The sequence below is a fragment of the Psychrobacillus psychrodurans genome, from assembly GCF_050209195.1.
GTDB classification, from domain to species: Bacteria; Bacillota; Bacilli; order Bacillales_A; family Planococcaceae; genus Psychrobacillus; species Psychrobacillus psychrodurans.
Genome location: NZ_CP189791.1, coordinates 1,284,398 through 1,299,486, shown reverse-complemented (window position 1 = coordinate 1,299,486; position 15,089 = coordinate 1,284,398). Strand labels below are relative to the sequence as shown.

Sequence of the window (15,089 nt, the reverse complement as noted above, 5' to 3'; positions counted from 1 at the left end):
CTACCGCCCCCCTTCTTTATCAGTTTCTTTGGCTAAATTTAAAATAATTCCAATAATCCCCCATGTCATCACTAATGACGATCCCCCATAACTGATGAATGGTAAAGTCACTCCTGTCACTGGTAACAGTCCAGTAACTACCCCCATATTTAAAAATGTTTGTACTGCCAACAGGGAAGTAAATCCGATAATCATCAGCTGGCGTTCACGTGTTTTTGCACGTGCAGCCATTGTGAAACTAGTCGTAAAGAAAGTCACAAAGGCAAGTACGATGATGAATCCCCCGATGAAACCTGCCTCTTCTAATAGAATAGAAAAGATAAAATCATTTTGAGGTTCCGGCAAATATAAAAACTTCTGGCGGCTATTTCCATAACCAAACCCGAATAATCCAGCAGGACCTATTGCAAGCAATGATTGTATAGCTTGAAACCCAGATCCCAAAGGATCGTTCCAAGGGTCTAAAAAAGCTTGAATTCGTACAAGTCTGTATGGTGCTGAAACGATTAATAACACAAAAGCAACAATTCCACTCAAGCCTATCCAGAGGAAGAACTTAAACGGAAGACCTGCTGCGAACAATAAAAAGAATACAGCAACAACCAAGACAAATGCAGAACCAAAGTCTGGTTGTACCATGATAAAACCAATTGGTAATAATAACAGGACCGCACTTTGAATATACATTTTCATCCTAGAATTTTTTTCATTTGCAAGGGAGCTTGCCAAAACTCCTAAAACAGCTATTTTAGCTAACTCAGCTGGCTGAAAGTTCATAAAACCAAGTGAAATCCAGCTTTGAGATCCATTTCGAACAACTCCAATGCCTGGAATCAAAACGCCGATTAGCAAAACAATTGCAACTATATATAAACCTTTCCAAAATCCATTCGACCTTATGAAACTCGATTTTTGAATAATAAAGGCTCCAAAGATCCCTACAACTAAATATGCAGCTTGTTTTAACGCAAAAGGCATTTGTCCTTTATAATGGACTTCGCTCCAATAGGAACCTGCTGAATGAACAAATAATATACCTATAATGGATAAAAACAGTACAGAAGATAGGAAAATAAATTTTCTTGTATCTTTCGTTTAGGTCATCCTTTCATTACTCTTCTAGAGAAATAACTCGATTGATAAATTCTTCGCCACGTATCTCAAAGCTTTCATATTGGTCCCAACTTGCACAAGCGGGAGATAATAATATAATATCCCCTTCCGATGACAACTCAGTTACCATTTCAAATGCTTCACCTAATGTTTGAACACTAACTACAGAAGGTATTCTCTGTGCTTCTCCAAACTTTTGTAGTCTGTCTTTAGTTGCTCCGTAATGGACTAATGCTTTCACACGATGTAAGTATGGTATTAATTCATCAAATGAATGTCCACGGTCCACACCACCTGCTATTAATATAACCGGCTCCGTAAATCCTTCCAATGCACTTTTAGTAGCAAGTGCATTGGTAGCTTTTGAGTCATTATAGAATTTACGTCCCTTCCACTCCCTGATAAACTGTGTGCGATGCTTAACCCCATGGAACGTCGACAATACTTGCATAATAGCTTCCACAGAGCAATTCATCATAAGTGCAGTAGCAGTAGCTGCTAATGCATTTTCTAAATTATGTTTACCTCGTAGCGCGATGATTGATCTATTAAATAATTGTTCACCGTTCCAGTAAACATATAAATCATCCGCACTAATACCATCCTTTGTTTTACCACTTACATAGAAAGGTATTTTGGATGCATTACTTTTTTGGGCATAATCTTTTACAATTTGCTGCTCCCCATTAAAAACTAGCCAATCGCTAGCATCTTGTTTTTGGGTAATTTTAAATTTAGCATCTGTGTATTCTTGAAAATCCCTATGATAATCTAGATGTGCCTCATACAAGTTAAGCAATACGGAAACTTTAGGCTTTAAGTCTTCTGTACCCATTAGTTGGAACGAAGATAATTCAGTGACGATAATATTGTCTTCTGTTGCTTCTTTTGCAACACTAGTTGCCACCGTCCCAATATTTCCAGCTATTTTTGGCTTTTTATTGGCAGTTGCAAGCATTTCAAATATTAATGTTGTTGTTGTTGTCTTCCCATTTGACCCTGTAATTCCTATCATAGGAGCTTCGCTAATACGATACGCTAGTTCTACCTCTGTCCATACTGGAATACCTCTTTTATTTGCCTCTGCAACGACTGGATTGGTATAAGGTATCCCAGGATTCTTGACGATAAGACTAAACCCTTCGTCTAAAAGATCTTCCGGATGACTTCCGCAAATAACTGTAAGCCCTTTGGACAACAAATACTGAGCGTTTTCGTTTTGCTCAAATGGCTTTGAATCATTTACGGTAACAAAAGCTCCTAAATCATGAAGAATTTCTGCAGCAGCAGTACCACTTTTCGCCAATCCTAAAACGAGTATTTTTTTATGAAATACAATTGGTAATTTCTTCATATTACAAAACCTCCAAGCAGACTACAATCATTGCAGCTATAAAACCTATTGCCCAAAAAACGGTAACTATTTTACGTTCATTCCAACCTGATAATTCAAAATGATGATGAATTGGGCTCATTTTAAATATACGTTTTCCGGTTGTTTTAAAGCTAATTACCTGCAAAATTACGGACAATGTTTCAATTACAAAAATAATACCGACTAGTAGTAATAACAATTCATGTTTAACTAGAATGGATACCATTGCTAGTGCGCCACCTAATGCTAGAGAACCCGTATCTCCCATAAACACTTTTGCTGGATTTTTGTTGAATAATAAAAACCCTAAAAGTGAACCCGAAACACTGAATGTGAATATAGCTATATCTGTTTGTTCATAAGCAAGTGCTAGAACACCAAATGTCGCAAAAGCAACCGTTGCAGTTCCTGCTACTAAACCATCTAAGCCATCTGTTAAATTGACAGCATTTGAAAACCCTACTAACCAAAATATTAGGAACGCAATATACAATTGTCCTAAAGCTAGTTCCATTTGTGTAAATGGTATTTCAATGGTTGTATCAAACGGACCTTGCTTTAGTAAGAAATACGCAATTACCGCAATAAGAATCTGACCAATTAGTTTCTGAATAGAAGTTAAACCCAGATTTCTCTTCAATACTACTTTTATAAAGTCATCTAAAAACCCAATTACACCGAATCCTACCAGGATAACTAATAATACAATTGACTGAGTCGTTAACTGATCAAAATAAAATGAAAGAGCAAGTGTAGAAATAATAATAGATGCTAAGAAGATAAGTCCTCCCATTGTAGGAGTACCCGCCTTTTTATGGTGCGACTGTGGGCCTTCTTCTCTTATACTTTGACCAAATTTCATTCTTCTTAAATACGGAATAACTATTGGAGCAAGAATAATAGTGATAAAAAAACTAACAATAAGTGTAATAACCGTTGTAGACAATGTCATGAAAAAATCTCCTTAAATACGATCAACTAATAATGAATGTACTGTTTTATTTATTTGTGTAGACATGTATTGTTCCATCTAATGGGATGAGCCCATTTTCTTTTGGTAGCTGAGATATTATTTCGTCTCCCTCACCATGCCAAACAATAGTAAATGGATACATATAGGACGTAATTTCTTTCCTTTTCGTTCCTACTAGGTTTGGTGTACGGACTTGTTCCACATCTCCCCATCTATACTCTTTTTCCAGTTGGGTGCCACTACCCTTAGTCTTCATTGAATCTTCCAAAATTTGACCTACAATTGGTGCTGCAATGACTCCACCAAATTGAGTGCTATGTTTTGGGTTATCAATTGCCACATATACAATAAGCTCAGGATTATCAGCAGGTGCAAATCCTATAAAGGAAACAATGTATTCCCCTTCCATATACCGCCCGTCTTGAACTTTTTGTGCTGTTCCTGTTTTACCACCAATACGAAGTTGGTCGCGATACGCGTTTCTACCTGATCCTTCCGCAACAACGTGTTCCAAAGCATCTCGTACAATGGCTGAAGTTTCCTCACTAATAACTTGACGCTTCATCTCTGGCTCACTACTTGATAATATTTCGTTTGTTTCCCCATCAATTGTATTTTTCACAATAAATGGTTTATACAGATATCCACCATTAACTGCTGCGGCTACAGCTTGAACTTGTTGGATAGGTGTAACAGATATACCTTGACCAAAGGATGTTGTAGCATGTTCAACTGGTCCAAAGTTCTCTTTACTAAATAGAATACCCGTTGATTCCCCAGCCATCCCTGATCCTGTAGATTCACCAAAGCCAAAGTTGCGTATGTACTCCGACAGTTTCTCTGCACCTACTCTATTCCCTAGTTCAATAAAACCAGGGTTACAAGAATTTTCAACAACCTCTAGGAATGTTTGATCTCCATGTCCTTCACGTTTCCAACAACGGAGTCTCGCTCCCTCGACCATTGTATACCCGATATCATGGAAATGATCTTCCTCTAAGTCTACTACTTTCTCTTCTAATGCGGCACTTAATGTAATAATCTTAAAAGTTGAACCAGGTTCAAAAGTCATCCAGACTGGTAAGTTTCTGTTATAAATGGTTGAGTCCACCTCTTGATATGAAGATGGATCGAAATTAGGAGCAGAAGCAAGGGCTAATATTTCACCGTTTTTCGGATTCATGACGATTGCAATCGCTTGAGTCGCCTCATACTTTTGCATAGCTTGAGTAAGTTCACGTTCAACTACTTTCTGAATATCTAAATCCACGGTAAGCTGAACATGATTACCTTTTACTCCATTTTTCCAACCATCATCCACATGAGGAAGCGGTACTCCCTTGGCGTCGGTAAACATTCGCACTGCTGAAGACTCGCCTTTTAAAATAGAATCATATTGATATTCGATTCCAGCAAGCCCTTGTGCATCATATCCAGTGAATCCTACTAATCTAGATAACATATTACCATAAGGATAGTCTCTTATATAATCTACTCCTGCATACAATCCTTTAATATTCTTATCTTGTATGTCCATTGCAAGTTCACTTGAAATATTTTTTCCTTTTGGTGCAATCTTTACCAAGTAGCTTCTTTTGTTTATTTGCTCTAAAAGCTCACCTTTGTCCATGCCAATTAAAGGACCAATTTCATCAGCTACTTGTTCTGGATCATCATTTTGAGATGGCATATAAAACAAGGTAGGTGAAAGCTTATTGCCAACAATTACTTCACCATTACGATCCAAAATATTCCCACGCAGCGATGCGTAAGGTAGTTCTCTATCCCAGCTTTCTTTCGCTTTCGTCGTAAGTTCATCAAACTGAAAAAATTGAAGTTGAACTAACTTGAACAGTACCAATAAGAATAAAAAAATAATCATAATCCAAATCATGCGTAGACGTACAATTTGTTTTAATTTTGAAATTGCCAATTCCCCTTTAGTCCGTTTTAGATAACTTATGAGAAAATGACTCTAACTATTCTATCCCTCTTTTAGTCCTGAGGTAAATCTGTAAGTGATTCTTCTTTGCTTGTCTCCATATTCGTTACTTCATCAGGAGTGGCAAGTTTTACGACTATGGGAGTGTCAGCCGTTACGATCGATCCTCCAGTCAAACTCTGTTCTGTTACAAACCCTTCTCCAACAATTTCAATAGGTAATTTTGATAATGATTTATATAACATTATATTTCTTTTTGACCAACCCTTAAAGTTTGGTAATTGAATGTCTCCCTGTCCCTTTATAAAGACTGTGCTATTTGAAATAGTGGATGCATTAGCCATAGGATACTGTTCTTCCACCTTATCCGACTGACCGATAACTACTGTTTTTAAACCCTCTGCTTCAAGTTTACTTTGACTCTCAATTATATTTTCTCCAATTACATTAGGCATTTTAATTGGTTTTGCAAGTTCCGTGTTCTCCGGCTCGATATTTAAATATTTCAAACTTCTTTCTGTTACCGAGTTGAAAATTTCAGATGTCGTTTCGGAACCTGATTCAGTTGGCTCCAAATTAGGTCGATGAACCATGATATATACGATTAACTCCGGGTCCTCAACTGGAGCCATCCCTATGAAAGAATATAGGAAATCATTTCTTCCCCAATAGTAACCACCACCAGGTTTTGCTATTTGAGCAGTTCCAGTTTTTCCAGCTGATGTATATCCATTTAACTTGAATTTCTTAGCAGTACCTATTTCTGATGTTATAGTGCTTTCCAGTATTTCTTTTACCTGCTGTGCAGTCTCTTTAGAAATTGGAGATTTTTTTTCAGTTGGTTTATGATTCTCCACTACTTCATTTGTATTAGGATTGACAATTTGCTCAATAATATAGGGTTGCATCATTTTACCTTCATTTGCTATTGCAGTCATACCCTGGACCATTTGTATAGGTGTAACAGTTGTCCCCTGACCAAATGTTGTAGTAATTCGTTCAACTGGTCCAGAATCTGCTATAATTCCAGAAGCTTCATTGGGGAGGTCAATTCCCGTCTTCTGTCCAAATCCGAAGAGTTTAATGTATTCATTGAATGTTTCCTCTCCTATTTGGTTCAGTAAGTAAGCCATTGATACGTTGGATGAACGTTGGAAACCTTCTAAATACGTTATATTACCCCACCCTACTACGTTATGATCACGAATTGTTCTATCGTAAATCGTATAGGATCCAGATTTAAACCTGGCATTAGGTGCCCATACCCCCTCTTCAATTGCAGAGGCTAGTGTGAATACTTTGAAGGTAGATCCTGGTTCAATTGTCTGCTCTGTTACTTCATTTAACCAGTTAGTCGATAATCCTTCTCTTGTATTCGGTTCAAAGGTAGGTCGCTGGGACATTGCTAATATCTTCCCAGTTTTCGGATCTGCAACAACTGCCGTAATCTTTTCTGGTTCATATTTTTCTTGCACTTTATTCATAGATTCTTCTAAAAAGTTCTGAATAGTCTTATCTAGTGTGAGCTGGATATCCAAACCATCCTGTGCCTTTGTTACCATTTTCTCAGCATTCGGGAGTAAAAAACCTTTAGTATCACTTTTGAATTCGACTTTACCCGGAGTGCCAGTTAACTCTTCATCATAAATATATTCAAGACCCATTTTCCCAACAGGTTCAGCTGTCCCATCTTCTTTCTCTTCTTTTAGAGCGAAACCTATTAAATGGGAAGCAAATTGGCCATTAGGATATAATCTTTTCAAATCCTCGATAAAAATTATTCCAGGTAGTTTGTTACTTTTAATCTCTTCCATTAATTGATTGTTAATATCTCTACCGGCTTTTCCGAACTCCACTTGATATTTCTCAGCTTTTATATTTTTATCTAGTAAACTAATAATCTCTTGTTCTGTCATATCTATATAATTCGATAATACTTTAGCAGTCTTTGCCGTATCAGTAACATGTCTTTGTACACTACTATTATTAGAGGCACTTGGACTAATCACAGCAATCATTTTATAGCTAAGTGTATCCTGCGCAATAATTTCACCATTACGATCAATTATTTTACCTCTACTAGCTTGAAGAGTTTGTTCTCTACTATATTTATTCTCTGCTTTTGTTGATAATTCTTGTCCTTCGGCTGTGCCTGTATACTGTATAAATACAAAACGACTAAGTAATAAAAAAAAGAGCCCTCCATATAGTAAAAACATTAGAAAGGCTCCCCATTGAAAACGAAATTTCTTATTCATTGTCCTGGCACTACCTTTACGTTTTGCTCATTCAGTTTCAAACCGAGCTCTTCCGCCTTTTTCCAAATGCGATCATAGGTAGATAATTCATTTACTTGTATAGACAAGTCGGTATTCTTTTTCACAGTAGAGTCAATTTCCTTTTCAAGTAGAGAAATATCGGTAGTTGTTGCCCGTACAGCGGTTTGAGTTTGAATAATCATTAAAGACAAAATGGTAACTATAGCTAATAACCCAATAAAAAGGATTTTTTCTCCTCGAGAAATCAGTTTATTACGTTGTTTTGCCGGCTTCTTTACAAGTGGTTGTTCAGGGTAAGAAGGCCGAGTTATGTATGTTTGTGACTGATGTTTACGAATAGCCATTTAGACACTCCCCTTTTCGATTAATTTTTCCACAATGCGTAACTTTGCTGAACGGGAACGATTATTTACTGCTAATTCGTCCTCCGACGGGACAATCGGTTTCCTTGTAACCAGCTTTAACATTGGCTCCATGCCTGCAGGAATCATTGGTAAATTTGGAGGTAAATCAGGTATAGAAGATGCTTCCTTAAAAATTGTTTTAGTTAGTCTGTCTTCCAAAGAGTGGAAAGTAATAACACTTACTCTTCCCCCTACTTTGATAAGCTTAATAGCATCTTCAAGGGAGTCTTCTGCCGCTCCTAATTCATCATTTACTGCAATTCGGATTGCCTGGAAAATACGCTTTGCAGGATGACCTCCAGTTCTTCTAGCAGCTGCCGGTATGCCTTCTTTTATTAATTCTACGAGTTGGAATGTAGTAGCAATTGGCTCTATTTCTCTAGCCTTTTCAATTTTACGCGCTATCTGTTTGGAAAACTTCTCTTCTCCGTAACGGAAAAATATTTTGAGTAGTTTTTCATAGGACCATTCGTTGACTACATGATAAGCAGTTAACTCACTTGATTGATCCATACGCATATCTAAGGGTGCATCATAGTTGTAGCTGAATCCACGCTCAGGAGTATCTAATTGTGGAGATGATACTCCTAAGTCATACAAAATCCCATCGACTTTTTCAACACCAATTTGGTAAAGTTCATCTTTTAAATAACGAAAGTTAGCATGGACAAAAGTAACTTTATCTAAAAACGGTGCAAGTTTTGTCTTGGCATTTTCAATAGCCGTCATATCTTGGTCAAAGCAAATAAGTCTACCTTTTTCATTTAATTGTTGTACTAAATACTCACTGTGGCCAGCTCCGCCTAGTGTGCAATCCACATAGATCCCATCAGGACGAATAGCTAGTCCATCTACTGTCTCTTTTAATAATACGGTTGTGTGATGAAACAAGCTGTCCCCTCCTCTTTATTAAATTAACCTTGGCGTAGTTCTGTTTAGATTTATATCGAGTTTACTCGATGTTAATTCCACCAGATACTTTATCCTCGTTTAGCAGGGGAGAAAACCCCTACTAGTTAAAAGTTATATGTCAAAGCCAATCATATTTTCTGCAATATCATTGAAAGAATCCTCAGATTCCACAAAATAATTTTCCCAAGCATCTTTTGCCCATATTTCAAGACGATTCGATACTCCAAGTACGATACATTCCTTGTCCATTTTTGCATAGCTACGGAGGTTGATCGGAATATTAATACGACCTTGTTTGTCTATTTCTACTTCGGTTGCACCTGAGAAGAAAAAACGAGTAAATGCACGAGCATCTTTCTTAGTAACTGGGAGTTCTTTTAATTTTTCTTCGAGTTTTCGCCATTCATTCATAGGATAACCAAATAAGCAATTATCGAGACCACGCGTTAAGACAAAACTGTCATCTAAATGCTCTCGGAATTTTGAAGGAATTATTAACCGTCCCTTCGCATCAACGTTATGTTGATATTCGCCCATGAACATGCTACTCACCCCACTTTATGTCATTAACATACCACATCGCTCCACTTTCCTCCACCGTTTTTTTTAAAACAGGACGATAATTCTTTAAAATGTGTAAATAGTACTTGTTGAGACAGGATTTCTAGCAATTTCAACAAAGTATTCCTAGAACTTTAAGACTTATAAAAGTTAGAATATTGGCCGGTTTTTATATAATGATTACAACCTTTTCAAAAATTGCAGATGAAATTCCTCAGAATGTGGGGGAGATTCCATTAAAATAAACCATCGAATCAAAAATAAGGTGCTTAATTGGATAATTGGCATGTTAGTTGGAAAAGTGCGTCTCATACAAAAATCAGAAGCGCTCAGATCTAATCCTGTTTCTACCGTTTTATGAGCTCTTAATTTGATCACCCTCTAAAACTTGATTGATTGTAGTGCAAGGTGACAACTCCGACGGGAATAGCGTCAGGCGAAGACCTTGCCAGCAGGATTATACATTCTTGAAAGTTCCTGGAACTCAGTGTTCACAGGAAATTTTTATTTACTTCCCTATCTCATAAAAAATCCCCCACTTAGGAAAGTGGGGGCATAGAATTATAAATAAATCACATGATGTTTACCATTAAATTCATAAGGAACCTCTAATAATTTTTGAATTAGAGATGGACCATACTCATTCAACAATTGAATAGGTGTATATGTGCGTTCTTGTAGTCCGCCGTTTGGCACTAGATTCATACTAATACGATCATAGCGATTAATAGTCGCATCTAACTTACTTAGGAATGTATCTTCAATTGCATTATGGATGAATTTCAGCTGCTTTTCATGGTTAAGTAAATTCTTTTGCACTAAAGGAGACAGCTTTAACCCATCGTTCATTAAAAGTTTCTCAAGCTTTTCATACTTTTCTATAAGATCTTCTTTTATTTCTTCAACCAAATGAGGGATTTCTTCATTACGATTATTATTAATGTAATTCAACTTAGCATCTTGCAGTGATCCATCCCACACATCTTCTATAGTAAAGGATAACTTCTCTAATAATGATTGCGTTTTGGCATTGACAATAGAAATACTAATTCGTGGCATAAGAACCGGCATTTTCATATCAAAAAGCTCAAATGCTGTTTTAAGTGTACCCCAATAAGCAATTTCACCAGGTCCAGCAATGAAACTTAACACCGGGAAGACCATTTCCTGCATAATTGGTCTAGTCACCACATTATTACTTAACCTCTCAGGATGTTCTCTAGCAATTACCATCATTTCATCTAGCGTAAACGATATTCCCTTTGCCTCATGGATAAATCGATCGTTGACTCTTTCAAGCAAAAAACGTTCTCCCTCTTCAATATAAAATAAATGAGCCGCTGATTCTTTTGCTTGTATTGGAGTACCAAACCCTTCTCGCTCCATTTCTCCTTCATGTTCAAATACAACCTTAGCTATTTCTGCAGAATGTAATATTTGTAACTGGAAAAAATCACTTTCCAGTTTTCTTAATGGTTCATATGCAGCATCTAATAAAAGTAACCCTTCTTCTTGAAAAAGTTCATTCATCAAAGCTGTAAAAAAACTTGTATACGTTAAGTTATTTTCTAAAAGCTCTATGACTTTTAATTTAAGGCTTTTCGTGTATAAGGTCTCTGGTAAACTTTTGAAAATTTCATCCAAATAGCCATTCATTAGTTGTAGATCGAAAGTAGATTCGGAGGCAATTTTTTTGATTCTAGACTTTTCCGGATAAACAAGCTTTTGAAGTGTTCGACTTCTTTCTATGTAGACATGATTTATTTCATCAATATCATGATCCTCTCCTGCAATCCAAAAAACAGGTATAACAGGCACTCCTAGTATTTCCCTTTGTTGTTTTGCCAATGCAATAACAGAAATTGCTTTATGGATTGAATACAACGGTCCAGATAGAATCCCGGCTTGCTGCCCTCCAATAACTACAATCCCATTGTTTTTAAGTTCATCTATATGCTGCTTACTCTTCGCAGATATACCATATTTACTCATAAATGAAGTTATCACTTCAGCAAGTTCAGTTCTTTTATGTTTACTAAAATCAGCTTCTTGAATCCTTTTATTAAATGCCTTTTGATTCCATTCATAATGAAAGAAAGAAGATAAGTCAGTAATATCTTCCAAATATTTCTTGTAAAATGAGGAAGCGAATGGTTGTGTGTACTGCTGTAATCGCACGTTTTTTCCACCTCGGTTATTTTCATATTCATTTTGGTGAAAATTCACCAAAGCTATCATCTTAAATACTTTAAGAGTATATCACTTACTATTTATGTGTGAAAATTATTAGCTTATATAAGTTAAAACATATCGGATAACTCCGAATAACCATAAAATCGCATACATACAGCATAATACCAGAAATAACATTCTCCAAATTTTCCTTAATAAAGCAATTACTTCGATTTCTTTTATAGAGCGCCATTCTAGATAAGTCATAATTGTAGCAAAAATAATGGATAAAATAACTAGATGCCAACCAATCTCTTTTAAGAAGATAAAAGAAAACAAATTAGTAACAGAAAAATATAAACATAAAGTCGATATATCAGATGCTATTCCAATTGACTTTTTTCTTTTTCGTAAAATGTATTTACTAAAAAGAAAAGTAATCAAAAAAACAACTACCGGATATATAACGAAAACTGAAAGCACATTAACGATTATAATCACCTTCTTTATTCATTTCACTTAATAATAAATAAAACGCCTGTAATATAGGCAATGTTTTCTTTCTTAGAGTGGCTCTCTCTAATATAGCTCCAACTATTGTATCTAACTCCATCATTCGACCATTCTCATAGTCCTTAAGCATGGAAGAACGATTGGATCCAGTATTCTCACAAAGCGCCACAACTTCATCCCATGTAAGCCTTTCTTTCCATTCTTCAAATGCTTCCATCATTTCGTTGTACATACTTCTCAATATAACTTTGTATGAATCATTGTTAATAAGCTCACTGTTTGTCACGCAAGCAATGGTAGTCAATGGATTGATTAAACAATTTAGCATCGCTTTTTTAACAAGCATTTGTTCGATGTTCGGTGTTAAAATCATCGGAAATTTGTCATTATTCCTCTCCACAATATTGTTAATGAAATGCCATTCACCCTTATAAAACCCAATATAAGTTGGACCTACCCCTAAGTGTTGAACCGTATGTTTATTTTTTTTCGTAGCACCATGTAACACAGAACCGATCATAATTGTATCTTGTTGTAATTGCTCTAGGAAATCTAGATGTGAAAGTCCATTTTGTATAAATAATAGGGGGATATGTAGTGGTAAAGAGTTTAACTGGTTTTTTAATTGTTTAAGATGATGATACTTCACTGCAATAATAATAAGATCCATTTGTTTTAGAACAGCTATATCCGAAACGATCTCACAAACAATTCGTTCCCGATTTTCATTACTTTTTTCTATGTATAAATGCTTGTCTACATTAGTTTCTCGGACTAAGAAAGTAATACGATGTCCCGCCTCCGAAAAATAAGCACCAAATAGTAGTCCTATCGCTCCTGCACCAACAATTCCAATATTCATAAATTCACCCCTGTGTCCTAATAAAAACCGGGAAAAGACATTCCCAGCCCTTTAAGTTCAAAATCAGTTTCTGTCGTTTTCGAAGGGCTTTAGACATACGTTTTCCTATGTAATTACATTATGAGTACCAAATACACTTACTTTGTGCCCAATAAGCATATCATCTTTTATGAATAATCCGATTTTAATTTTTCTTTCTTGCTCTCACCTATTGTTTACTTGCTTCCACCTCTAACTTACTTGTGGTCATGTGTGATTTACTTTCTCTAAGTCTAAATTTACTTGCGGTCTATTGCCTTTTAATTGCTAAATGGGTAATTTTTCCAAAGTCCTTTATTTATTCAAATTTTTTCAATTACACTTTTTATATACTTTCAAATCTTTCAAAAAAGGTCTACCTCTGAGGTAGACCTTAGCATTAATAATATTATACAGGAAGCACCGGATGTTTTCGAGGTGCATTTACTATTTGTTTGCCTTCATAGAAGCGCAAACGATTTGCGAGTTCCGAACGTAAAGCACTTGGTGCTACAATCTCATCGATAATCATTTCAGAGGCAAGTTTATAAATATCAATTTCCTCTTTATATTCCGCATGCTTTTCTTGAACAAATTTTAAACGTTCCTTTGGATCTTCGATTGCTTCAATTTTGTTTGAATATACAGCATTTACTGCCGCTTCTGGACCCATTACAGCAATTTGCGCTGTAGGTAAAGCAATACACACATCTGGCTCAAATGCCGGACCAGCCATTGCATATAAACCCGCTCCATATGCTTTACGCACAATAACAGATATTTTCGGAACTGTTGCAGAACTCATTGCTGCAATCAGCTTCGCCCCATGTCTAATAATACCTGCACGTTCTACTTTCGTTCCAATCATAAATCCAGGAACGTCAGCTAGGAATAATAGTGGAATGGAAAATGCATCACAAAGTGAGATAAATTTCGTTGCTTTATCGGCAGAATCAACAAAGAGTACTCCACCTTTAGCTTTTGGTTGATTGGCAATAATCCCTACTGCTCTACCGTCTATTCGTGCTAATCCAGTAATTAGCTCAGGAGCGAACAGCTTTTTCACATCAAAGAAAGTTCCATCATCAATAATCGCATCTATTGCTTCGTACATATCAAATGGTGCATTTTGATTTTCTGGAATGATTTCTTCTAGTGTTCTTCCTTCTTTAATAGCCTTTGCTTCCACTTGTTTAGGTTTTTCTGTATAGTTCGACGGGAAGAAGCTTAAGTAGCGTTTAGCCTCTAAAATTGCCTCTTCCTCTGTAGAAACAAGTACATCCCCTACACCACTGACTGTACAGTGCATACGAGCTCCGCCCATTTCTTCAAGTGTTACCTTTTCACCAATAACCTTTTCGGCCATTCGAGGTGAACCTAAATACATGGAAGCATTACCTTCAACCATAAAGACAATATCACAAAAAGCGGGTATATATGCTCCTCCAGCAGCAGAAGGACCAAACAATAAACAAATTTGTGGTATAAAGCCAGAAAGTCTTACTTGGTTATGAAATATCCTCCCTGCTCCTCGGCGATTTGGAAACATATCCAGCTGATCCGTAATACGAGCACCAGCTGAGTCTACTAGGTACAGCATTGGCACTCTATTTTTTTCTGCTATTTCTTGGATGCGAATAATTTTTTCAACTGTACGTGATCCCCATGATCCAGCTTTTACAGTGGAATCATTTGCCATAACGCAAACAGTTTGTCCATTCACTTTACCAGTTGCAGTTACAACCCCATCTGCTGGCAAATCCCCTGCCTCTACATTCGCAAAGCGGCCATCTTCGATATATTCCCCATTATCGAAAAGTAATGCTAAACGATCACGTACAAATAATTTATTTTGCTCTTTCATTTTTTCATGATACTTTTCATGTCCACCAGAATAGACTGATGCTAGTTTTTCTTCTAATCTATCATTATACCCCTTTGATTCTCCCACGGTTTAAAGCCCCC

Annotated in this window: 12 protein-coding genes; all 12 read right to left on the bottom strand. The window is 36.4% G+C overall.

What is annotated here, in order from left to right; translation table 11 throughout:
• Positions 1-1,074, bottom strand: a complete 1,074-nt coding sequence (locus ACQCPR_RS06025) for an FtsW/RodA/SpoVE family cell cycle protein (RefSeq protein WP_427138913.1) — start codon at positions 1,072-1,074, stop codon at positions 1-3.
• 37 nt (positions 1,075-1,111) lie between these two features.
• Positions 1,112-2,467, bottom strand: a complete 1,356-nt coding sequence (gene murD / locus ACQCPR_RS06020; protein WP_427138501.1) for a UDP-N-acetylmuramoyl-L-alanine--D-glutamate ligase — start codon at positions 2,465-2,467, stop codon at positions 1,112-1,114.
• A gap of 1 nt (position 2,468) precedes the next feature.
• Positions 2,469-3,440, bottom strand: coding sequence for a phospho-N-acetylmuramoyl-pentapeptide-transferase (mraY, locus tag ACQCPR_RS06015; RefSeq protein WP_427138500.1), 972 nt, complete (start codon positions 3,438-3,440; stop codon positions 2,469-2,471).
• Between the two features lie 46 nt (positions 3,441-3,486).
• Positions 3,487-5,355: a penicillin-binding transpeptidase domain-containing protein gene (locus ACQCPR_RS06010; protein ID WP_090563574.1), complete on the bottom strand. Its 1,869-nt coding sequence runs from the start codon at positions 5,353-5,355 to the stop codon at positions 3,487-3,489.
• A gap of 101 nt (positions 5,356-5,456) precedes the next feature.
• A complete protein-coding gene (locus ACQCPR_RS06005) occupies positions 5,457-7,661 on the bottom strand; it encodes a penicillin-binding transpeptidase domain-containing protein (RefSeq protein WP_427138499.1) in 2,205 nt (734 codons plus the stop codon).
• A complete protein-coding gene (ftsL, locus tag ACQCPR_RS06000; RefSeq protein ID WP_090562841.1) occupies positions 7,658-8,026 on the bottom strand; it encodes a cell division protein FtsL in 369 nt (122 codons plus the stop codon). The genes ACQCPR_RS06005 and ftsL overlap by 4 nt, the downstream gene beginning before the upstream one ends.
• Positions 8,027-8,977: a 16S rRNA (cytosine(1402)-N(4))-methyltransferase RsmH gene (gene rsmH / locus ACQCPR_RS05995; protein WP_241596044.1), complete on the bottom strand. Its 951-nt coding sequence runs from the start codon at positions 8,975-8,977 to the stop codon at positions 8,027-8,029.
• Positions 8,978-9,109: 132 nt separating this feature from the next.
• Entirely contained in the window at positions 9,110-9,541 is a 432-nt protein-coding gene (gene mraZ / locus ACQCPR_RS05990; RefSeq protein WP_090562848.1) for a division/cell wall cluster transcriptional repressor MraZ, read from the bottom strand.
• 579 nt (positions 9,542-10,120) lie between these two features.
• Entirely contained in the window at positions 10,121-11,737 is a 1,617-nt protein-coding gene (gene bshC, locus ACQCPR_RS05985; protein ID WP_427138498.1) for a bacillithiol biosynthesis cysteine-adding enzyme BshC, read from the bottom strand.
• A 108-nt stretch (positions 11,738-11,845) separates the two neighbouring features.
• Positions 11,846-12,214 carry a DUF3397 family protein gene (locus ACQCPR_RS05980; protein WP_427138912.1) on the bottom strand — a complete coding sequence of 123 codons (369 nt, stop codon included), beginning with the start codon at positions 12,212-12,214 and terminating at the stop codon, positions 11,846-11,848.
• A gap of 1 nt (position 12,215) precedes the next feature.
• On the bottom strand, positions 12,216-13,106 hold the full coding sequence (locus ACQCPR_RS05975; RefSeq protein ID WP_427138497.1) for a 2-dehydropantoate 2-reductase: 891 nt from the start codon (positions 13,104-13,106) through the stop codon (positions 12,216-12,218).
• Positions 13,107-13,533: 427 nt separating this feature from the next.
• Positions 13,534-15,075, bottom strand: a complete 1,542-nt coding sequence (locus ACQCPR_RS05970) for an acyl-CoA carboxylase subunit beta (protein WP_090562861.1) — start codon at positions 15,073-15,075, stop codon at positions 13,534-13,536.
• Between the last annotated feature and the right edge of the window lie 14 nt (positions 15,076-15,089).